We start from the raw sequence: 20,891 nt of genomic DNA, 5'->3' as shown, positions 1-20,891 counted from the left end.
TATGCGCACTCAGGAACTTTCAATGATTCTGGAAGCCATTAAATCTGGAAATCCAAAGAATCTATACATCAACAATGGTGGATTAGCACAATTAGGTGAACATTTATTCTATCCCAAAAAGGGTAGGGAAGAACAACAAAAAGAACTAATCCATATCCTTAAAAATTCTTTTCCAGAGACCTATGGTACATTTCTAGAATCCTTAAAAAAATACCATTTAACTAGTTATTACACGCCTAAATCTATTGTTGAATATAAAATTTCATTACTTAAAAGTGCAAGCTTCGAACCTACAACGATTCTAGAACCGTCTGCGGGTAACGGTGCCTATGTTCAAATCCTCAAAAGCGCATTTCCCAAAGCCTCGATTGTAGCTCTTGAACCTGATTTATTGTCCTACGAGATTCTTAAAAATAACAATTTACAAAGTACGAATGTAACGGTGCTCAACACCACATTTGAGTCCTATTATTTGGAGCATAAAGACAAGACCTTTTTTGATTTGGTCATTTCGAATATTCCCTTTGGAGATATACCGATTGAAAATGCTTTTGAACATGATTATATTACAAATCCCGTTCTTAAGAACGTTGGTAATTACTTCAATATATATGCACCGGAAATGTGCTCGATGGGTGGTGTAACAGCTCTTTTAATTTCGTCTGTATTCAACGAAAGATCAATTTATAGCGGTCTTAGGGAATCAATTCTAATGAAAAATGATTTGATTCTAGCTAATCGCTTCAATAATGCGTTGTTTAAGGAAGAAAAAACAAAAGTGGTATCTGATTTATTACTATATCAGAGAATTTGGAATAAGTCTGGGCTTACACCTAGTGAAAAACTTTTTGCGGATACCATTTCTATAGACTTAGGACTAGGACCCCAAACGACCAATGCCTTTTTTAATCAATTCCCTCATCAGGTCAATGGGGAAGTGGCACAGGGGTATTTCCATGGTCGTCCAAACTTAACGATAAAACCTAATGCAGAGCAACTTTCCAAATTTTTGGACAGACAACTGTATTCATTTGAATGTGATTTGCATAATGCTCTTGCAAACACCCCAGTATCTGATGTTTTAAAGGCAAAAGCAGATAGTACAAATCAAGCTCTTCCTATAGCAACTGAAACATCTCAGTCCCTTGTAACTCCAGTATCCGACAAGCAAGAAATAATTAAACTCGACGATAAATACGTTGAGAATCATACACGTTTATTTTTTGGTTCTTTCAATTTTGATACTATTGGAAATCTATGGTTCTATCAGGACACTTATACAAAAACAAAAGTTCCGCAAAAAGTTCAAGAATTAGTTTCGGATTATGTTCGATTGAGAAACAACCTGGTCTTACTTCAATTGAATTCAGAAAAAGGACTGCTGGATGGCATGACGTTGAAAAGGACTTTTCAAGAAGTAGACTATCAATTGGATCTATTTCATTTTAAATGGACCAGTCTCGATGCACATAGAGTTTTTTTAAAGGAAGATTTTTACTTTTCCAGAATACGATCTACTACTGAGTCCCATATTCAAGGTAAGGGTTATGGTAAAAATCCAGATTTTACTTTTGCTAACTTCCTAAAAGTAATCCCAGAAAAAACTTCAAACCTTACGATTTTTTTAAAAAAGGAACCGAAAGTTAATAGCATTGAAGTCATTGAGCACCGTACACCCTTAGAACTGGTGAAAACGCAATTTGACCAAACGGGAAAAATAGATATTGAAAAAGTTGCTATAGCATTTAAAAAATCTGAGAAGGAACTTTTACTAGAAGGACTTTCTAAAAAGAATTTTTCCGTGCAACCTAATTATAATGGTGGTGAGATACGATATGAGGTAGTACCTTATTTCATTTTTGCTAGTGGTCATATTGACGATAAAATTAATCAGATACAAAAAAGTATACCCCCTTATGATTTGGATGGTACTATTCTTATTGCCGCTTTGAATAAAGTCAAACCTCCGCATCTTCCTTTAGAAGCTATCGAATTTAATTTTGAAAGTCATTTTATACCCATTCATGCTAAAGAAGCTTTTTTACGGCAGTTAATAAATGAGACAGTAAAGATTAATATAGGTCAATTTAGTTCAACCCTGACCCTGTTATTTGCACAAGAATATAACCAAGAGGCGCACGAACGTTTTAGTGTTGTTTTAGACAAAGAGGTTAGGGCAGGATATAAACGCATTCTACAAAGCTTTTCAGAAAACAAATACCCGGTAATATTTTCCTCTTATAAGGATGCACAAGGTAAAACCATTAAAAAATTGGATAAAGATGCCACCCTAATGGCCCAAAATATCTATGAAGAATTACAGCTGCATTTCAAATCTTTTATCGAAAGTGATGAGCATTTAAAACTTGAAATCGAGCAAAATTATTATCAGGCCTTTCTTGCTGATGTGAATCTGCAAGTACCCAAAGATTGGCTACGTTTTCCAACCACCCTGGTTTACGAACCTTACCAACATCAAATCGATTCCGTCCTTTTTGGGTTAAGTAGGGGCAGTGCCTTAAACGACCATCAAGTAGGTAAAGGAAAGACTTTGTCAATGGCTTTATTAGCTTACAAATTGAAGCAACAAGGCAAGAGTAGAAAAACAATTTTGTTAACGTTAAAAAGCGTTGCCCCACAACTGGAACGGGAGATTAAATCAAATTTTCCCCAACTCAATATCCTACGATTAGACTCTAAAAATATGGCCAAATCAAAACGAGCTAAAACCTTAAGTTCCCTAGCGGCAAATAAGGGTATTGATTTGGTCATCGCTGAACATGGCCATTTAAAACAAATACCCAAACAACGTGAATTTGTATTGGAAATACTGGAAAGTAAAATACGAATGATCGACCAAGACCTACAAACTGCCAAAGAATTTGGAAACCTTAAGGAGTCAAAAAAATTGATAAAAGGACTCATTAAACGTAAGGCCAATCTTGAAGAAAAATTAAATTATACCTTAAAGACCTTGGACGAGAAAAAGGAGGGAGAAACGACCCTTTCCGATTTGCAGTTGGACGCCATACTCATAGACGAAGCCCACTATTTTAAAAATATTGGTTTTACCACAAGGCATCAAAATGTATCCGGACTTAATAATAATGCCGATAATCTGCAAAACTTGGATTTGGAAATCAGCATTGCATCCATACATCAAAGAGTCGGAGCCGACAAAAATATATTCTTTTATAGTGGTACGCCACTAAAAAATTCCGTTACGGAACTCTATGCATATCAGAGGTATCTTATCCCTCAAGAACTAAAAAGAAAGCAAATTTATAATTTTGATGCTTGGGCTTCCATCTTCCTGAAACAAAGCGTTAGTATTGAGCCAAATATCTTTGGAGACCCAAGAATGCATGCCCGTTTTCGCTATTTTATCAATTTACCGGAGTTGAGTAAAATGTACAATTCCTTCACACATATTTGTAGGGACAAACATTTTAAAACGCATAACCTGCAATTGGATAGGGATTTTGTGATATTGGAAAGTTCAACTGCATACGAAGAATTAAAAACCGCTTCCCTTGATTTTACCAAAAATAGAAATCAAAAAGCGCTGTTTACCATTCCCATGTATAATGAAAGTCAGATGAAGTCGGCACATATAACTGCTTTGAATTTGAATAGAAGTTTATTGATTGATCCTCTATCCAAGGATAACATTTCCATCTCATTTTCTGAAAGCGACCAATTTAAATTAAGAAGGATTGCCATTGATATAGCAGCACTTTATCATAGAACAAGCTCCCATAAAGGCGTTTGTCTGGTGTTCAGTGATTTGAACGTTTGGAAAGCAAATCAATACAACACCTATAGCGCGCTTGCACAGGTATTGATTGATGAACATCAAATTCCCAAAACTGAAATTGCCTTCGCCCAAGAACGTAAAGCAAAAAACGCTACCGAACAGTTTCAAAAGGATATACGCCAAGGCCATATTCGGATAGCTATGGGTAGCACCCAAGTTCTAGGTACGGGTACTAATATTCAAAAAAGGGTGGTAGGAATTTTTCATATGGATATTCCGTACTCGCCTGATGCTTTTGACCAAAGGGCAGGAAGAGGGTTGCGAAAAGGAAATGAAATAGCGGAGAAGTACAACAATACGGTGGTTGAACGTTTTTATGGTATTAAGGATACTACTGATATTTTCTCCTATTCACTGAATACCCATAAGGAAAAATTCAGGGAACAAATTCGTGAAGCGGATCCCAACCAAAGAGTATATGATGATTTGATTCCCGATGATAAAAATCTGTCCTATGCGCAGATGCAAGCAGCCTTGATAGGAGACATGGAACAATTTCAGATGGTCAAGTTATCCGATGACCTAAAGTTCTTACAAGCACAAAAAAGATTGTTCGAGCTGAATAAAGCAAACTCGTTTAAGACCATCGATCGCATAAAGTCGGAGAATAAAGAAATTAAAGCACAGCTGGTTGAACTAGAACACACACTAAACAACATGGGCCCAGATTTGGTAGCAGAATTGGTATCGGAATCGCCTTTTTTTGAGCCATTGTCCATAATTAAAAAATTAGTGCAGGGCAGTTCTTTGGAATTTGAAATCGATGGTTCCGATAATGCAAAACAAAAGCTCGAGCACCTTAATAAAACTTTAGTGTCTAAATCAAGGATAAATGTCAACCACAATGCAAGGGTACTAGTGACATCCTTACCTGCTATTCGGGCCAACTTAGTTTTTGTGGCGGATTATGTGCCAAGCCAAAAACATTATTTGTTTTCGTATGGTCTAGAATTGAAACATTGTATAATTCTTGGGAAGCGTCAACAAAAATTTGACACAGAAAAAATACATCTTCAATTGCTTAGCCTTCTCAAAAAAGTGGATAGTGAAATACGGATGAAGAAATTTGATTTTAACCATAACCTTAAGTCCTTGGAAACGCATCAAAAGAAGGTTACTATTGGTTTCCCTAAAGAGAAGCAAATAAAAATTTCGGCATTAAATGATGAAATCAAAACCATACAACGTAGAAGGGCGATAGGTTAGTCTTTAAGGCTAGTTTTCCGCTTGCACCTTGTTCAAACCCCAAAGGGAATTAGATACAAATGTTTTCCTTTCCCTGTCCATAAAATATTCCTTACAAAGCTCCTAGCAACATTCCTCCTACTATTATTAAAACTTGCGCCTGGGCGCGCTTATGGCTAGGGAAAAGAAGACAAATGTGGATTTAATAAGATGCAAGGCAGATTTTGTAATGAGCAAGGTTTATTTTGAAGGGTATTTAAACCTAAAATCATGTTGACCTTTGATCTCTTATTGCAAAAATTTTCGTTATTCGGTTTTATCTGTTTTCTATTTGTATTACTTATGGGGCTTTATCGGCTAAAACGAATGTCCAGATTGCCTTTGATTGTGTTTCTTATTGTACTCTTGGCCGTACCGGGCATAGCTGGACTTCTTTGGTTATTTGCTGCCTTTGAGGTGGCAGTTTGGGGGTGGTGGGTTACTAGGCAGCTTAGTTGATTATTTATGACTAATTAGACTAAAAGGACCGTATCGATAGTGGTGCTGAATTGAAGTACCGGGGAATTTAAGGTACATGTGATGGTAAGGAGTGTTAAGTGGTTTTTCCTAATCTTATATCGAAATGTGAATAACTGTTTAATAACTAACGCCTTACAGCTAAATATTCAGTGTATGCAAAGTGTATATTTGTGTATGCTTAATGATTTATCAAATAAAGAATTAGAGGCGCTTAAGATTATTAGAAACTTCCTTGTTCATCAGGGAAATATTCCTAGTGTACGGGAGTTAATGACCGGAATGAGTTATAAATCTCCTCGTTCAGCAGCTGTTCTACTTAAAAGCCTTGAAGAAAAGCAAATCCTAAGGAAGAAAGTTGATGGGAGTTATCAGTTAGTTGATTTTGAAATATCTCAAGATTTAGGCTCAAGAGCACAGACTGTTAAAATACCATTATTGGGAAATGTAGCTTGCGGAATTCCAATTTTTGCAGATGAGAATATCGAAGCAGAAGTTTCTATTTCTATAGAAATGATAAAAAGTGGATATAAATACTTTTTATTAAGAGCAAAAGGAGATTCGATGGATGAAGCAGGTATTAATGATGGAGATTTGCTATTAATAAGACAGCAACAAGATGCTCACAATGGTGATAGAGTATTGGCGCTTATTGATGAGGAAGCAACAGTTAAAGAATACATTAGGAGTGGGGGAATGGTTATTCTAAAACCAAAATCTACCAATAAAATACATCAACCGATAATACTCACAAAGGATTTTAAAATACAAGGTATTGTAGAGCGAGTCATATCCATTAAACCATAAATTAAACATGTTAAACTTTAAATATTATAAAACAACTTGGTTAATATTAGTAATTATTTTATTAGCCATAGGTATTGATTTTGCCTTGCACGAATGGGTAGTTCCATTTTTAAAATCAAAAGGAATTGAATTTTTAAGAGCTCCTGGGAATGTTACTATAATAGCTATGATTTTAGCTTTTTATGATACTGTTTTATGGAAATTGCCTGTTTTCAACCTTTTAGTAAATGTTCCTAATGTTTCTGGAAGGTATAAAGGGAAAATCAGATATGAATTTCAAGGGAAAAAAGGTGAAAAAGAATGTTTCATTGAGGTTAAGCAATCAGCCTCTAAAATAAAAATTCATTCCTATTTTAATAATGAATTAAATGAGAAAACTGATTCAAAATCTTTAGTTGAAGATATTAGAGAGGAAGAAGATGGCTTTTTTGATATATATCTTTTTTATCTCAATAACGGAAACAAAATAAATTCAACTCTTGATTGTCATGAAGGAGCAAACAAACTAAGATTTATTCCTGCTAATAAAGAACGAAAAGCAAAACTGGTTGGGCATTACTTCACAAATAGACAAATACAAACTAGAGGAGAAATCGAAACAGAATTGGAATCTAAAAACTTAAAAGGAGAATTTTAAAATATAAATATGGCAAACTGTAATAATTTATTTTCAGAATATAACAGGTCTATAAGGTTAACAAACGAAAGGAGAGTTACTTTAAGAGAAAAGAGGAATGACTTAAGGAAAAGAATTAATGGTGGTTATGATGTTGTAAAAAACTTGGATAAACTTGAACATTTATTAGAGTTTCAAAGTCAGGGTTCATATGTAATGGATACTATAATTAATCCAAGTAATGAGGAGGATCAATATGATATTGATGATGGTGTTTATTTTTTAGGAAAGTTATCTAGAGATAATAGACCACAGCCAGCCACATTTCACAATTGGATTATTAGGTCTATTGAAGCCGGAAAATCTGATTATGAAGTAGAAGAAATTATTGATAAGAACACATGTGTAAGAGTAGTTTACAAAGGAAAAAATGGTGATTTAAATTATCATGTTGATCTTCCTATTTATTATACAATAGACATTAATGAACCAGATTTAGCAGATAAAAAAGAATGGTGGCACGTAAGTAACCCTATTGAATTTATTATTTGGTTTGAAAACAAAATTGAATCTGGTTTTAAGAAAGAATTTATTTTAGAAAGCCGATTATATGCTGATGAATATGATTCTTGGTTAAATGATATCAGAAAGAAGGATCATCAGTTAAGACGAATAGTTAGATATTTAAAAGCTTGGGGCGATTTTATAAAAGGAGATATGCCTCCTGGGATTGTAATGACTATACTGGCTGGAGAAAACTATTCTGAGGATTTAAGAGATGACATTTCATTAAAAAACACCTTAATCAACATTCGGGATTATTTAAATAGTAATGGTTTTAAGTGTATTAGACCAACGACTCCTGAAGGTGAAGATTTATTTGAAAAATATAAAGCAGAACAAAAAGAGTATTTTAAAAACGCTTTAAATTCATTTATAGAAAGTGCAAATCAGGCAATCGAATTAGAAAATCAAAAAAGTGCTTGTCGTAAGTGGCAGAAACATCTTGGGGACAGATTCCCATGTTTTTTGGCCAAAGATGAAATAGAAGGTTCTAAAACCTATGTAACTGCTCCTTTAATTAAAAGTGATAATTCTAGAAGTGCATGATTGAATATAAGGAGGCATTAGAAAGAGTTTCCTCATATATAAAAAAAAGGGAGAAAGTAAGAGAATTAAGTGATTACTATAAAAAAAAGATAGGCTTACCTGAAAATTTAGATATCTGGGAAATTTCTACTGAAATATTAGATAAAAGGAATAAAATAAAGCACATTAGATTCCACATTGTTTTTTTTCCTGACTTTCCACTTTCGTTTCCGAAACTATTGCTTTCAAAAGAGGATTTTGAAGATATGAAGTATATCCCTCACTTACAGGTAGATAGATTGATATGCATTTTTCAAAATTATTCGGAACCCAATATTCAGTTACCAGAAAAAGTTGTTGAAGAAGCTATAAGAAGAGCGAAGAATATTCTTGAAGATGGTATCAAAGGTGAAAATGATAAAGATTATGAAGATGAATTTGAAGCCTATTGGGATTCTAATTATTCAAAAAATGACATAGTTAATACTTCATTTTTACTTTTAAATGAAAAACCTCTAAAGCAAAATTTTGATTTAATTTCATTAGAAAAACCTATTAATAAGTTTCGTTATGTTATACATCAAAATGAAGACATTGCCTTAAATTTCAAAGCATATTTAAAAGACCAAAACATTAAATATCAGGAAACTACAGGTTTTTTAACACCAGAATTGAATATTTTTTCGAAACCACCATTTAATAAAACAAATAAAGAAATTTTTGACGCTATTGAGAAATTGGATAATGAAGATTCTCAAGAATACATTTCCTTTATTAATGATAAAAGTGATTCAAAATTATTTCTTTTTTCAAAAGAAATTAACTCTGAAATAAGATATTTTGGTTGGTTTCATTCAGAAGCCAAATTAAATAGAAATGGATTTCGTCAAAAGTCTTTGAACAATTATAAAGCACTTTCTACTTTTCAATCTACTCAGCAAATAAATAGGGTAACACCACAAGTTTATACAAATCAAAGACTTCTTAAAAGAAGTGCTGGAGAAGAAAATAATCAAAATAATAATAAATTTGTGTTAGCTGGCGTAGGTTCAATTGGTTCGAACCTTATTCACTACCTAAATTCAGTTCAAGGTGCTGAATTCAAATTGATTGACACAGATTCATTAGAATTAGAAAATATTGGACGTCATTATTTAGGATTTAAGTATTTAAATTGGAAAAAGACAAAAGCTATTAAAGACTTTTTAACTCAATTCTCTCCAATACAAAAAGTCGAAACTAGGGAAAAATCTATTGTTCAAGTAGTTAAAGATGATTCACAATTTATTAACGAAAGTGATTTTCTGTTCGTTGCTATTGGAGAGTCAAACATAGAATCTTGGATTGTTAATGCAATAGATGATGGGTTAATAATTAAGCCTACATTTTTTCTTTGGGTAGAACCATATTTATTAGGTGGACATTGCATTTACATTAACCCTAAAAACAATAATTATACATTAAATTTTACTGAAAACGGATTGTTTAAATTCAATATTGTGGGAGATTACAATAATAAAATTTTATCATTAAAAGAAGCTGGATGTCAAAGTAATTATACTCCATATTCTTCAAATAATATTCAATTATTTTTAGGGAATATGTATTCCAAAATTTCCGCAATTATGGTCTCAGAGAGTACAGAATCAACATCTTTTACTTGGGTTGGTGATAAAACTATTGCTGAAAAATTGAACATTGAATTGTCACAATATTCATTAAATTATGAATCTAATTCTTTAATTAAGAACAATTTATGAAAGTAATAAGGATTGGCAACTACGAAATTCACTTTACTAAAGATGTTCTTTTATTAATATCAAAATTTAAGCAAATAAACCATAAGCACCACGAGGCAGGAGGCATACTTCTGGGTCAAGTAAAAGAAAATAACATTTATATAACTAGAGTATCATTTCCATCAATTCATGACAAATCTTCGAGATATTTTTTTTGGAGAAATAAAAATAATGCTCAAGCTATAATTGATTATGAATTCTACAATAGTAATAAACGAACTATTTATTTAGGAGAATGGCACACACACCCTGAAGAATTACCAACCCCATCAAATACAGATAGAAAGATGATAAAAGATCAATTTTCTAAAAACAAATTAAACGAAGCTTTTTTATTGCAATATATCCAAGGAACTAAAGGATTTTATCTAGCTATATTAGAACCTAATAGTCTGAAAGAAATTCAAGTTGAGGAAGGTTAGTTTTATATTATGAGTAATATAGAATCTCGATGTTTAAATTGGCCTAAGAGAATTTTGGTAAAACAATAGGCGAGGGGAGCGGTCATATTTTAGGAGGTTAGTTACTTTTTATAGACAATTTGAAATGATGCTTTAACCTTAAAAGTAGTCTTAAGAGTTATAATGGATCCTAAAATATAGCAATTGAGCGCCAACACGCCAGCAGGCTCCTCTACTAAACATATACTTTGGTGTATTTTTTTTACGCTCTGCCCTGTTCCAAAATTATCTGCAAGCCTCGATTTTTTTTGGGTTATTTCACCAGCTTCAAACTAAGAACGTATGCAATATAGGAGTGGCAGGACAAAATTATCTCACTAATATCTTGCAAACTATTTTAGTATCTGACCAATTTGTTATAAAATTGGTTCTAGGTTTAATACAAAAATCAAGAATTGAGCAAGACATTTAAGTTCAGGATTGCATTGAAAGGAAGTGAACCCCATATTTCGCGTGAATTTCTGGTACATTCCGATATCACGTTTTACAGACTTCACCATATCATCCAAATAGTGATGGGATGGGAGAACTACCACCTATATGAATTCACCACGGACAGCTATCGCATCGGCCAACAATTTGAGGGCGATGGTTTCAATTGGCACATGAGGTTATCGATGCGCAAAGAATTAAAATTGGTGACGTTCTAAAAAGTAAAGGGCAGAAAATGGACTATCTATATGATTTTGGGGATTACTGGCAGCATTCCCTAACCTTGGAAATGGTCATTGAAGACCTCAAACTTCCATTTCCCGTCTGTTGTTCAGGTGAACTGAGCTGTCCCCCAGAGGATGTTGGTGGCCTACCAGGTTTTTATGACTTTTTGAGGATTATGGGTAAGCCCAAGGACCCAGAGCATAAGGAGCTTAAAAAGTGGGTAAAAAGTAAGCTCGTGGCCATTGATGGCAAATATGACCCTGAAAAGTTCAGTATGGAATAGGTAAATTGGGTATTACTAAATTTAGATGTTTATATTAAAGAATGGGAGGATGAGTATAACGAACAGTAGAAGTTCAAATAAAGGATTTTAAATATTAATAATTAAACCAGCCAATGACCAAAAGAGACTTCTTCAGAATTATCATTAGACTATTCGCACTCTATCTGTTATTACTCACTATATTCAATTTCATTCCAACCAATGTAAGCTATTTGACTTATGAATTGGCAATTTGGCCAGTTCTGATTATATTGGGCTCTGCTGTTTTCATGATATCGCTGTTCGTATTTTTAATTCAAAAGTCTGATAATATAATCGATGTATTAAGACTGGATAAAGGTTTTGACGATGAAAGAATAGAGTTCGGTAATTTAGGTAGTCTTGAAATAGTAAAGATTGCATTGATTTTTATTGGTGGATTTATGATTATAGATCACTTACCGGAGTTCTTTCAATACTGCTATCTGGGTTTTAAAAAAGAGATTTCCGCGACTGGATTAAGCCCATTTGAGGCACCTGGTCTGGCAGAGTTTTGGGACTATTTCAGATGGTTTATTTCTGGAGTCAACTTATTGGTTGGCCATCTTATTCTTTCCAATTTAGGAAGACTGTCGAGGTTTCTGTTAAATCTGAAGACAAACAAAACTAAAATTCAATAAAACGATAAATAACACTGAGGATAAGGGACATTCTCGCAAACACTGCCGCTAAGGCTTAACTACTCGACATATCAGGACGCAATATGTAATCTGGTCAATTAATTTTATTCCCAATACCGAGTAAACGGAGATAGATAGCCACTTCGTGGCCTTATTGATAACCGATTATACGGTTACAATATCTAAAACCCGCCATATAAACGAATCATCGTTGTTGGTTTTCACTATATTTCCATAAAATTCGCCGGACTGCACATAGTGCGGCGTTGACCTTCATTTCGAAAACACCGAGAAAATTGACAAACGAAAGAAAAATATAAAATATGGGACTATTTGATGACCTATTCAAAAAAAAAGGAATGCCCGAAAAATTAAATTTGGGGGGAAAAGAGATAGAAATAGATGCTGATGCAATGGTCTATTCTCAAATTGCACTTGATGCATATGATGTGCAAAATTATCCAGTAGCAATTGAGAATTTTAACAAAGCGATTAATGCACAGCCATTAAATCAGAACTTCTATACAATGAGAGGAACTGTTTATGAAGATATGGGTAATGATGAAGCTGCAGAAAGAGATTTTAAGAAAAATCTTGAATTATCACCCAACAGCTATGTAGGAGCTTATCGACTTGGAATGGTTTATTTCAGGAATAAGGATTTTGAAAATGCAATCAAATGGCTTGAAACCTCATACAACAATATACCTGATGAAAATATGGACGGTTTAGGACTAGGTAAAAACAATATAATGTTTGTGTCAAAAAAGGTTGTAGTTGGAAATCTAGGAAATTTCTTAACCCAAGTCAGACGTTTTGAAGAAGGAATTAGATATTTAGATGAGGCAATTGAAATTGACCCAAACTACCCAAATCCATATATGGCAAAAGGAATGGCATATGCTCAAATGGGACAACCTAGTAAAGGTATTCCATTTTTACAAAAAGCTGCTCAATTAGGTATTCCTCAAGCTGAAATGGCGATTAATATGCTAGAACAACTTGCACAAGAGCAAGACCAAGAAATGGACAATAATCAAAATGAAGAATTAGAACTAGATTTTGTCTTTCATTCTTCAGACCACTTAAGATATGAAAATGGAATTCACACTTCCGGACCTCACGGAGGTGCACCTAGGACAATTAAAGTTGAAGCTAATTTAAGAGGAAATGAAGGATATACCGTTACAATGTTTAATACCGATGGTGGACAAGCAAACGTCCAAATGGCACCTAAGCAAATGAGATTGGTTGGGCTAGACAATGAGAAAATTCAATTGGAAGGATATGGTAATGACAATTTCGGAGCTTCTTTTGCCGACTATGGCTTAACTATATATCTTAATGAAGGTAATATTGAAAAGTGCATTTTACATATGTACGACAGAAACGTTGATATTGAATATCTAAAAGGAGATAGTCAAGAAACTTCAAACGAACCGGAAATAGTATCATTAGCCAAAAGCGCAAATGCACAATATCAGCAAGAGAGTGTAACAGATGCTCGTCAATTGCTTTTACAGATTTATCGCTCTGTAAAATCAAATCCAGGTCAATTAAAAGAAATAAACGACTATTCTGCTCTTGGTACAGCATTTTTAATAATGCTTGACCAAAACCTATCGGACGACATTGATACTCAACAAATGATGGCAAGTGTGAGTTATTTGTGCATTAGTAAAGCTATTGAGAAAGATAGTACTAATCTAGATTTATATAAGGACAGATTATTGATGTTACGAATTGGTCACGACCCCTTTAGTTATACTATTATGAATGGTTTAAATATTAATGCAAATCCATTTAGTGCAATGGGGTCAATGGCTACTTATTCTGCAAGAGATGCAATTTACAAAATGGAAATAGCAGACCTGGAATTAAACCCACAACTGTATAATCAAATACCTTTCTTTAAAGAAAGGAAAGATGAATTTGATGAAATGATGGGAAGAGATTTTTTTATGCCTGAAAAATCACTTGAAAATGTAATTAAATCAGGAGTTGAAAATCACAAAAAACTCCTTCAATATCTTGAAAATAGGGTTATCAATAAGGAAGATGTTGATTTTTAAAAATAATAAACCTCGAACAATGTATCCTATGAAAAGCCATATTACTGTAGTAATCTTCAACATTTATAACCTTTAATATTTCGGAAATAGTAACTTAACTGAAATTTCAAAAAACGATGAATAAAAACACAATAAAGATTATTGATTTTTCTTTGTTTAGAGATAGCAAAATTGCAACACCTATAATTGATAGTATCAGTAACCTGTTCGTTTATCTTATTCATCAGAACAATTTTGAAGTAGCTCAAAAAGATACCTTTCTAAAGGTAATAGTAGAAAAAAACTTGCCCATGGTGGACATGGCCAAGCAGTTCGCTTTTAATTTGATAAACAATTTTTCGGATGAAACAAGATATGAATTTTCCGCCATTCAAATTAAAGAAATTGGGTTTGAAAACATGCTGGATAATGAAGAGCTTGTTGATTTTGTGGAAATGGAATTAGTCGACCCTACAACGAACTTCCGAAAATGGGAATTCGGAAAATTTGCCGTTCAACATTTCAGTAATGGCATTAATACTATGGAATTTGAAAAAATAAAAGGTAACGACGATTTTGCAACTAAAGAGTTTGTTGAATCCTTTGCTTCTAGCCTAGATTCCCAAGCCACTAAATTGGACGACCATGAAAAGCTGTTTTTGATTGTGGCATTAAGGCATAAGTTGTCTGAAAACAACCTCAATATGGCTACTTACGATTTAATGGGAAGTTCCGTGCAGCGCAACCTTTTAGGAATGTCCCTACGGATGGATATCCTGAAAAATTCGTTCAGAGAATCCCTTTCCCTAACCATAAAGAACCAAAACAGAAAAGGCCCCAAGCGATAATGAATGCCAAAAAGTTGCTTACATACTTGGACCAACTCGAAAGGGAGCCTAACCTGAAGGTCAATGGGAACACCTACACCTTGGAACAAGTCAAATTGGCCAAAAAGATAGCTGCCGATATAGAAATTGAACTTGGTGTAAAACCTTCAAAGCCAAAACTATCAAGAAGGCGAGCATTTATAGTTATTTTGGAAGAGTTGTATTATGATGTTCCGGAATACCCTGAAGAGCTATCTTTAGATGTTATTCACAGAAGGGCAGTACAACGCTTTGAGTTTGCCCAACGCACCTTAAATGGACTTGCGACGCCTCTCGAAATCCACCCAAAGGATGCTTGTCGGTTCTTCGAAGACAACGGTAGTAAAAAAATGAACTACAGAAGGGCACTATCGTATCTCGTAAATTTTCGGTCCCTGTTTTTTCAGATTGCCCCAGCAGCAGAATCCCTTAAAGAGAAATACCAGGAAGTATTACTTTGTTCCTAAAAGTGATGTACACTATTTTATGTACAGCACTCAAAATCTAATTCTTCACTTGCCCTTAGGTTTGCCATAAGTTAATCGGAGGTCACGTAGCAAGCTATGTTTTTGCTAGCAAAAACTGCTCACTTTGTTCGCAAGCTTGTCGGGGATCCTCCCCAAACCCCTAGAAGTATGGCACGTCCAAAAAAGAATTTGGAATCGTTAAGGGCAATGCAGATCAACATAAGATATAGTGTAAACGAATATCTCGTGGTTTCCGATAATGCGAATTGTCTTGGAATTTCAATAGCGGATTACGTAAGGAGAAGAACTACGGGAGTGGTACTACCAAGAAAAAAAGTATCAACGGAGGATAGAAGGCTATTTGTAGAACTGAGTCGAGTAGGAAACAATATCAACCAACTCACCAAAAAAGTCCACTCCGGCAACCACTATCCGGGACAATTACTAAACGAACTGTTGGAACTCAGAAAGTTGTTGAACTCCCTGACCTTAAAAATCATCGACCATGATAGCTAAGATCATCAAAGGAAAGGATTTCTATGGGGTGCTGGCCTATAACGACCAAAAGGTAGGGCAGGGGAGCGCACACATCATCGATGCCAATATTGGCCTAGGTTCAACAATACAAAATACAAATACTTTTAATACGGTCAGGGTATTACGGCCAAACCTGGGAAAAGCGGTGTTGCATGCTTCCCTGAACTTACCCTATCAGGACAAGCTTTCGGATAAAGAATTCGCTAGACTGGGCCATGATTACCTTAAAGGAATGGGCTTTGATGACAACCAATACATCATCTACAGGCACCATGACCAAAAACACCAGCACATCCATATCATTGCCAATCGAGTAGGTTACTCTGGAAAAGTGGTAAGCGATGCCAAAGACCTGTTCCGTAGCAAAAATATATTGCGAAAACTGGAAGTCGATTACGGACTCACCCAATTGGACGGAACCATTGTCAAAAAAGAATCACCCATTAGCCAACAGGAAATTGAAAAGGCATTACGTACCGGAAATGCTCCGATACGCTTCATCCTGCTAGAAAAAGTAAAACATGCTGTCCATAAATCAGTAGATACTGAAAGTTTTATTGAGATACTACATGCCCAAAACGTCCGTCCAAGGTTCAATATAAGCAAGACGACGGGCAGGGTCAGCGGAATTTCATTTGAATATGATGGGATCATTTACAAGGGCAGTACCCTGGGCAGGGGCTATTCATGGAACGCCATTATCAAACACATCGCTTATGAACAAGACAGAGACCGTGCAATTGTTCTCCAAACTAATTCAGCAGAACAAAGAGATTTTAGAGGAATTATCGCTGATAAAGAAAGGACAGGAGAAAATCCGGAACAACCAAAAGGTACTATCGGAGGGGCAGGGGAAGTTATTGGCCAACCAAAGGACTATTTGGGACTTTCTGAAAAAGATATCCTAGTACCGGAACCCTTCAATAGTTATAGAGACGAACTGGATGGTCCGCTTTGGAGAAGGCGAAGAAAAAAAGGAAGGAACAGGTAACGAATTAAATGGGTCTAGGTGCGGATAACATATTGAACCTTTTGGTCGATAGCCTCACAGTTGAAGAACTGGAGGCCGCACTCCAGCGCAAAAAAGGTATTTCGAATACGCTTCCAAAACCCATGACCGAAAAGGAACGCCTCTTCGATGAATATAGAAAACGAATGATAGCCTTGGGCATCCTCCATCCACCGAGAACCAATTGATCTTATTTTAATTCAAATAACCACTATAATCCTCGGGCAGCTCGGCATCGATATCCCTTAAATAAGCCGTCAATGCGTCCAAAGTGGAGTGTCCGGTGATCAACATAAGTTTGTCATAGGTCTCGGTATTGGAATAATCTTTTCTCAATTCACGGTATAGCTTGGTTATAAAGGTATGTCGAAAGGAATAGACCGTATGGTCCTTGCCCAATTGAAATGTTTTCCCGTTCTCCTTTAAAAATAAATTATATTGAATTTTTGCCTTTTTGAAGCGCTTTGAAAAGTAGTTACGTCTATTGGTCTCCGTCGTGTCCCATGGACCAACACCCTCAGGGGATACCAGAAAATGGTCGGCATTCGAAAGCTCAAGTTTTTTTAGCTCATCGAGGATCTGGTCGGGTATAATTTTCGTCTTTACCAATTTGTTCTTGGCCCTGACCTGAAGTTCTTTCTGAGCGATGTTTATGTCTCCAACCTTTAATCGGCAAACCTCGATAGGTCTCAGGAAATTATAGGACACCATTTTTATGAAGAAAAGGAGTTGGCGGTCATTGACCTTTAAAAATTCATAAAGCCCGTCGACGATATCTAGCGAATAGGTTTTGTTCCGTTTGGGATTGGTCTTTAATTTTTTGATGTTATGAATAAAATTCCGTGGGATGATTTCATTGTCCTCCAGGACCGAAAAGAGAGCACCCAATACTACCTTTGTATTGTTACGGTTACGGGCACTGGATGTTTTTTGTATCTCGTTAAGATGCCCGTTAACCACTTTTTTGTCGATGTCAAGAATATTTCGTTGAAGAAGGCCATGCTCCTTTAAATAGCCTTTGAATCTTCCCAACCGGCTCCTATAATCCCGTATCGAGGTCTCGCTCAAAAGACTTTTCTTAAGGTCGAAGGCAAAATCAAGTGCAGACTCCGCTGTGTAGGTCATAATTTTTCCGTCGACTTTTTCTATATATGGAGAATATCCATCCTTTAACATTTGATTTAGGGCATCACGAATCAATTGCAAATGGAATAGACGCTCCTTTTTGGCCTTATATCGCTGGTTGACTTTTAAGGTTATGGATGTTTGGCGTTTTAAAACGGGATTTCCCTTGGCATCTTTTTTTGTGGGATGTTCGAAGGAATAATAGACATACCAACGTTTGGAAAGGTCAAAATCCTCCCCACCATGATATATTTTTGGCTCTGTAAATTTTTTTTTCAAACCGTGACTGTATGCGGTAGCGTATGCGGTTTGTAAGGTATTAAAAAAATAACCCATTGACAAGAGGTTTAAGAACCTGTTATTCAATGGGTTGTAAAAGTAGCGAGAGGGGGGCACGATCCCCCGACCTCCGGGTTATGAATCCGACGCTCTAACCAGCTGAGCTACCTCGCCATGATTGGTTGTTCTTAAAAAGTTTATTAGTTAAAAGTTGAACCTTATTACTAAAAGCCATTTTAAAACGGCTGCAAATATAAAGTTTAATTTTTGGTTCATCAACAATAGCTGCTTAAAAAATAATACCCGTCTTTTATTTTTTTATCATATAGAAATATATATATTGGACACCACAAAGAATTTTGAAAATGAGTGATAAAGTAAAATTTGAAATAGAATACGTAATTCAATCCTCCCCGCAGTTGTTATATCAATATTTAGCAACGCCTTCTGGTTTGTCTGAATGGTTTGCCGACAATGTGAACTCAAGGGGTGAAAAATTTATTTTTATCTGGGATGGGGCAGAGGAGACTGCCATTTTACTTAAACGTAAGTCAGATGAGTTTGTTAGATTCGCCTGGGAAGAGAATGATGATGATTCCTATTTTGAAATGAAAATAATAGTGGATGAGATAACTAAGGATGTTTCATTGTTCATCACAGATTTTGCAGAGGAAGATGAAGTAGAGGAAGCCAAAATGCTATGGGGAAACCAAGTTTCCGATTTAAAGCAAGTGTTGGGCTCCAAATAAAATCTACATATTTACAGTATCTTTGAGCCTTATTTTATTAAGGCTTTTTTTATGGTAAATTTTAATGGGGAATTGTATGGCGATGAGGAAAATTTTCTAAATCATAACAATAGGGGATTACGATATGGTGATGCCTTATTTGAAGCCATACGGGTAGTTAATGGGCATGTATTCTTTTTAGAAGAGCACTATTTAAGATTAATGTCCTCTATGAGGATTTTGCGAATGGAAATTCCAATGAACCTGACCATGGAATTTTTAGAAGGCGAAATTCTAAAGACCATAGCTGCAAACCCAGAGTCTAAAGGGCAACGTATAAGGGTAAGCGTTTTTAGAAACAATGGTGGTCTTTATAAACCTACCTCAAATGACATATCCTATATAATTGAATCAAAAGAACTTACAGATTTATTTTACACGATTCCCGAGCAGGATTACGAGATAGAGTTATTCAAGGATTTCTATGTGAACAATGACATGTTATCCACACTTAAAACCAATAATAAGATCTTAAATGTTGTGGGTAGCGTCTTTGCCTCAGAAAACGGGTATGATAACTGTTTGCTTTTAAATAATCAAAAACAGGTTGTAGAGGCATTAAACGGCAATGTATTCTTGGTAAAGGGCAACACAATTAAAACACCTCCATTATCAGATGGTTGTTTAAATGGTATAGTTAGGAAAAAAATAATAGAAATTATTTCTAAACTGGAAGATTATATGATCATAGAAGAAAGTATTTCTCCTTTTGAGCTTCAGAAAGCTGATGAAATGTTCCTAACCAATACTATTTCTGGAATTATTCCTGTTTCTAAGTACAGGAAAAAGAAATTTTCAAATAAGGTGAGTTTGAGCTTGGTTGGCAAGTTAAACCTGGCTTCAAGGGTAACAGTTTAAAAGAGTTTAGTTAAGACTTGGATTTTCCGGGGCATTGGACCATAACAGGTAATCGCCACCTAGTTCTACCATTTTCTCTTTCCAAAATGCGTTAGAGGATTTCTTTATAATTTGGCTTTCATACTCGTTAGTAACTACGATCCAAGATTTGGAGGACAACTCCTGATCCAATTGTAAGGATGACCAACCAGAATAACCAAGAAAAAATCGGATATCATCTTCAGAGATAACTTTTTGATTTATTAGATCTACAGTCTTATCAAAATCTCCGCCCCAATAAATTCCATCAGAAATTTCAATGCTATTATCTATCAAATGGGGCACCTTGTGTATAAAATAAAGGTTATCCTGCTCTACCGGGCCACCGTTATATACCTGAAATGGGATAGATATTTCATTTACTAGATCACTTATTTGGTATTCCAAAGGCTTATTGAGAATAAAACCCACCGAACCTTCTTCATTATGCTCTGCTAAAAGAACAATGGAACGATTAAACGAAACATCTCCCGTTAACGAAGGTTCCGCAATCAATAGTTTGCCTTTAGTTGGTTTTAAATGGACCATTTTATTCTATCTCTAGTTATCTAAAATAAGATATTTCCTATAATTCTCAAAAATAGGATATAAAAAAAGCGCTTTTTTAAAAGCGCTTCTTAAAATAAGATATACTTATAATTAGTTTACAGCTCCGCTTAAATCAGCACCAGCTTTAAACTTAACAACATTCTTTGCTGCAATTTGGATAGTTTTACCAGTTGATGGGTTTCTACCTTCTCTTGCATTTCTTTTAGATACGGACCAAGATCCAAAACCTACTAAAGAAACTCTGTTTCCTTTTTTAAGGGAACCTTCAACATTTCCTAAGAAAGACTCCAATGCTTTTTTAGCCGCGGCTTTTGTGATGCCTGCGTCTGCTGCCATTGCATCGATCAATTCTGTTTTGTTCATAACGTGATTAAATTAATTGTTGTTAAAATAATTTTAAACCTCTAACAAATTTATATGGATTTACGACCAAC

Annotated in this window: 19 protein-coding genes, 1 tRNA gene and 1 pseudogene; 17 read left to right on the top strand and 4 right to left on the bottom strand. The window is 35.0% G+C overall.

Going from position 1 to position 20,891, the window contains the following annotated elements; translation table 11 throughout:
* Nucleotide 1 precedes the first annotated feature (1 nt).
* The 15 genes and pseudogenes from ACOCEA_RS10290 (at nucleotide 2) to ACOCEA_RS10215 (ending at nucleotide 17,007) form a co-directional block, all read left to right on the top strand.
* The gene (locus ACOCEA_RS10290) at nucleotides 2-5,023 is read left to right on the top strand and encodes a helicase-related protein (RefSeq protein WP_420756146.1); all 5,022 of its coding nucleotides are present in this window, start codon (nucleotides 2-4) and stop codon (nucleotides 5,021-5,023) included.
* Between the two features lie 249 nt (nucleotides 5,024-5,272).
* Entirely contained in the window at nucleotides 5,273-5,500 is a 228-nt protein-coding gene (locus ACOCEA_RS10285) for a hypothetical protein (protein WP_420756145.1), read from the top strand.
* A 174-nt stretch (nucleotides 5,501-5,674) separates the two neighbouring features.
* Nucleotides 5,675-6,325, top strand: coding sequence for a transcriptional repressor LexA (gene lexA, locus ACOCEA_RS10280; RefSeq protein WP_420756144.1), 651 nt, complete (start codon nucleotides 5,675-5,677; stop codon nucleotides 6,323-6,325).
* Nucleotides 6,326-6,332: 7 nt separating this feature from the next.
* Nucleotides 6,333-6,962 carry a Cap15 family cyclic dinucleotide receptor domain-containing protein gene (locus ACOCEA_RS10275; RefSeq protein ID WP_420756143.1) on the top strand — a complete coding sequence of 210 codons (630 nt, stop codon included), beginning with the start codon at nucleotides 6,333-6,335 and terminating at the stop codon, nucleotides 6,960-6,962.
* Nucleotides 6,963-6,971: 9 nt separating this feature from the next.
* A complete protein-coding gene (locus tag ACOCEA_RS10270; protein ID WP_420756142.1) occupies nucleotides 6,972-8,051 on the top strand; it encodes a cyclic GMP-AMP synthase DncV-like nucleotidyltransferase in 1,080 nt (359 codons plus the stop codon).
* The gene (locus ACOCEA_RS10265; protein WP_420756141.1) at nucleotides 8,048-9,790 is read left to right on the top strand and encodes an E2/UBC family protein; all 1,743 of its coding nucleotides are present in this window, start codon (nucleotides 8,048-8,050) and stop codon (nucleotides 9,788-9,790) included. The genes ACOCEA_RS10270 and ACOCEA_RS10265 overlap by 4 nt, the downstream gene beginning before the upstream one ends.
* Complete coding sequence (locus ACOCEA_RS10260; RefSeq protein ID WP_420756140.1) at nucleotides 9,787-10,251, top strand: Mov34/MPN/PAD-1 family protein; 465 nt, start codon at nucleotides 9,787-9,789, stop codon at nucleotides 10,249-10,251. Before ACOCEA_RS10265 ends, ACOCEA_RS10260 begins: the two co-directional genes overlap by 4 nt.
* 434 nt (nucleotides 10,252-10,685) lie before the next feature.
* Nucleotides 10,686-11,230, top strand: a pseudogene (locus tag ACOCEA_RS17995) (plasmid pRiA4b ORF-3 family protein).
* A 113-nt stretch (nucleotides 11,231-11,343) separates the two neighbouring features.
* A complete protein-coding gene (locus ACOCEA_RS10245; RefSeq protein ID WP_420756137.1) occupies nucleotides 11,344-11,889 on the top strand; it encodes a hypothetical protein in 546 nt (181 codons plus the stop codon).
* A gap of 323 nt (nucleotides 11,890-12,212) precedes the next feature.
* Nucleotides 12,213-13,961 (top strand): tetratricopeptide repeat protein, encoded by a 1,749-nt coding sequence (locus ACOCEA_RS10240; RefSeq protein WP_420756136.1) that lies wholly within the window; start codon nucleotides 12,213-12,215, stop codon nucleotides 13,959-13,961.
* Between the two features lie 116 nt (nucleotides 13,962-14,077).
* The gene (locus ACOCEA_RS10235; RefSeq protein ID WP_420756135.1) at nucleotides 14,078-14,788 is read left to right on the top strand and encodes a hypothetical protein; all 711 of its coding nucleotides are present in this window, start codon (nucleotides 14,078-14,080) and stop codon (nucleotides 14,786-14,788) included.
* Nucleotides 14,789-14,814: 26 nt separating this feature from the next.
* Nucleotides 14,815-15,273 carry a hypothetical protein gene (locus tag ACOCEA_RS10230; protein ID WP_420756134.1) on the top strand — a complete coding sequence of 153 codons (459 nt, stop codon included), beginning with the start codon at nucleotides 14,815-14,817 and terminating at the stop codon, nucleotides 15,271-15,273.
* Between the two features lie 168 nt (nucleotides 15,274-15,441).
* A complete protein-coding gene (locus tag ACOCEA_RS10225) occupies nucleotides 15,442-15,789 on the top strand; it encodes a plasmid mobilization protein (protein ID WP_420756133.1) in 348 nt (115 codons plus the stop codon).
* Nucleotides 15,779-16,801, top strand: coding sequence for a relaxase/mobilization nuclease domain-containing protein (locus ACOCEA_RS10220; protein ID WP_420756132.1), 1,023 nt, complete (start codon nucleotides 15,779-15,781; stop codon nucleotides 16,799-16,801). Before ACOCEA_RS10225 ends, ACOCEA_RS10220 begins: the two co-directional genes overlap by 11 nt.
* Before the next feature lie 8 nt (nucleotides 16,802-16,809).
* Nucleotides 16,810-17,007 carry a hypothetical protein gene (locus tag ACOCEA_RS10215; RefSeq protein WP_420756131.1) on the top strand — a complete coding sequence of 66 codons (198 nt, stop codon included), beginning with the start codon at nucleotides 16,810-16,812 and terminating at the stop codon, nucleotides 17,005-17,007.
* Between the two features lie 7 nt (nucleotides 17,008-17,014).
* Here the strand turns inward: ACOCEA_RS10215 and ACOCEA_RS10210 are convergent, their stop codons facing one another.
* Nucleotides 17,015-18,280 carry a tyrosine-type recombinase/integrase gene (locus ACOCEA_RS10210; RefSeq protein ID WP_420756130.1) on the bottom strand — a complete coding sequence of 422 codons (1,266 nt, stop codon included), beginning with the start codon at nucleotides 18,278-18,280 and terminating at the stop codon, nucleotides 17,015-17,017.
* Nucleotides 18,281-18,323: 43 nt separating this feature from the next.
* Nucleotides 18,324-18,397 (bottom strand) — tRNA-Met (locus ACOCEA_RS10205).
* Nucleotides 18,398-18,588: 191 nt separating this feature from the next.
* Between ACOCEA_RS10205 and ACOCEA_RS10200 the strand changes: the two genes are divergently transcribed.
* Both ACOCEA_RS10200 and ACOCEA_RS10195 read left to right on the top strand, forming a co-directional pair.
* A complete protein-coding gene (locus ACOCEA_RS10200; RefSeq protein WP_420756129.1) occupies nucleotides 18,589-18,972 on the top strand; it encodes an START-like domain-containing protein in 384 nt (127 codons plus the stop codon).
* Nucleotides 18,973-19,023: 51 nt separating this feature from the next.
* Nucleotides 19,024-19,869, top strand: a complete 846-nt coding sequence (locus tag ACOCEA_RS10195; protein ID WP_420756128.1) for an aminotransferase class IV — start codon at nucleotides 19,024-19,026, stop codon at nucleotides 19,867-19,869.
* Nucleotides 19,870-19,875: 6 nt separating this feature from the next.
* Here the strand turns inward: ACOCEA_RS10195 and ACOCEA_RS10190 are convergent, their stop codons facing one another.
* Nucleotides 19,876-20,436 carry a YqgE/AlgH family protein gene (locus ACOCEA_RS10190; protein ID WP_420756127.1) on the bottom strand — a complete coding sequence of 187 codons (561 nt, stop codon included), beginning with the start codon at nucleotides 20,434-20,436 and terminating at the stop codon, nucleotides 19,876-19,878.
* Between the two features lie 111 nt (nucleotides 20,437-20,547).
* Nucleotides 20,548-20,820: an HU family DNA-binding protein gene (locus tag ACOCEA_RS10185; RefSeq protein ID WP_420756126.1), complete on the bottom strand. Its 273-nt coding sequence runs from the start codon at nucleotides 20,818-20,820 to the stop codon at nucleotides 20,548-20,550.
* Nucleotides 20,821-20,891: the final 71 nt, after the last annotated feature.

The sequence above is a fragment of the Maribacter luteocoastalis genome (assembly GCF_048890225.1).
Lineage (GTDB): Bacteria > Bacteroidota > Bacteroidia > Flavobacteriales > Flavobacteriaceae > Maribacter > Maribacter luteocoastalis.
This window is presented reverse-complemented; position numbering and strand designations above follow the sequence as displayed.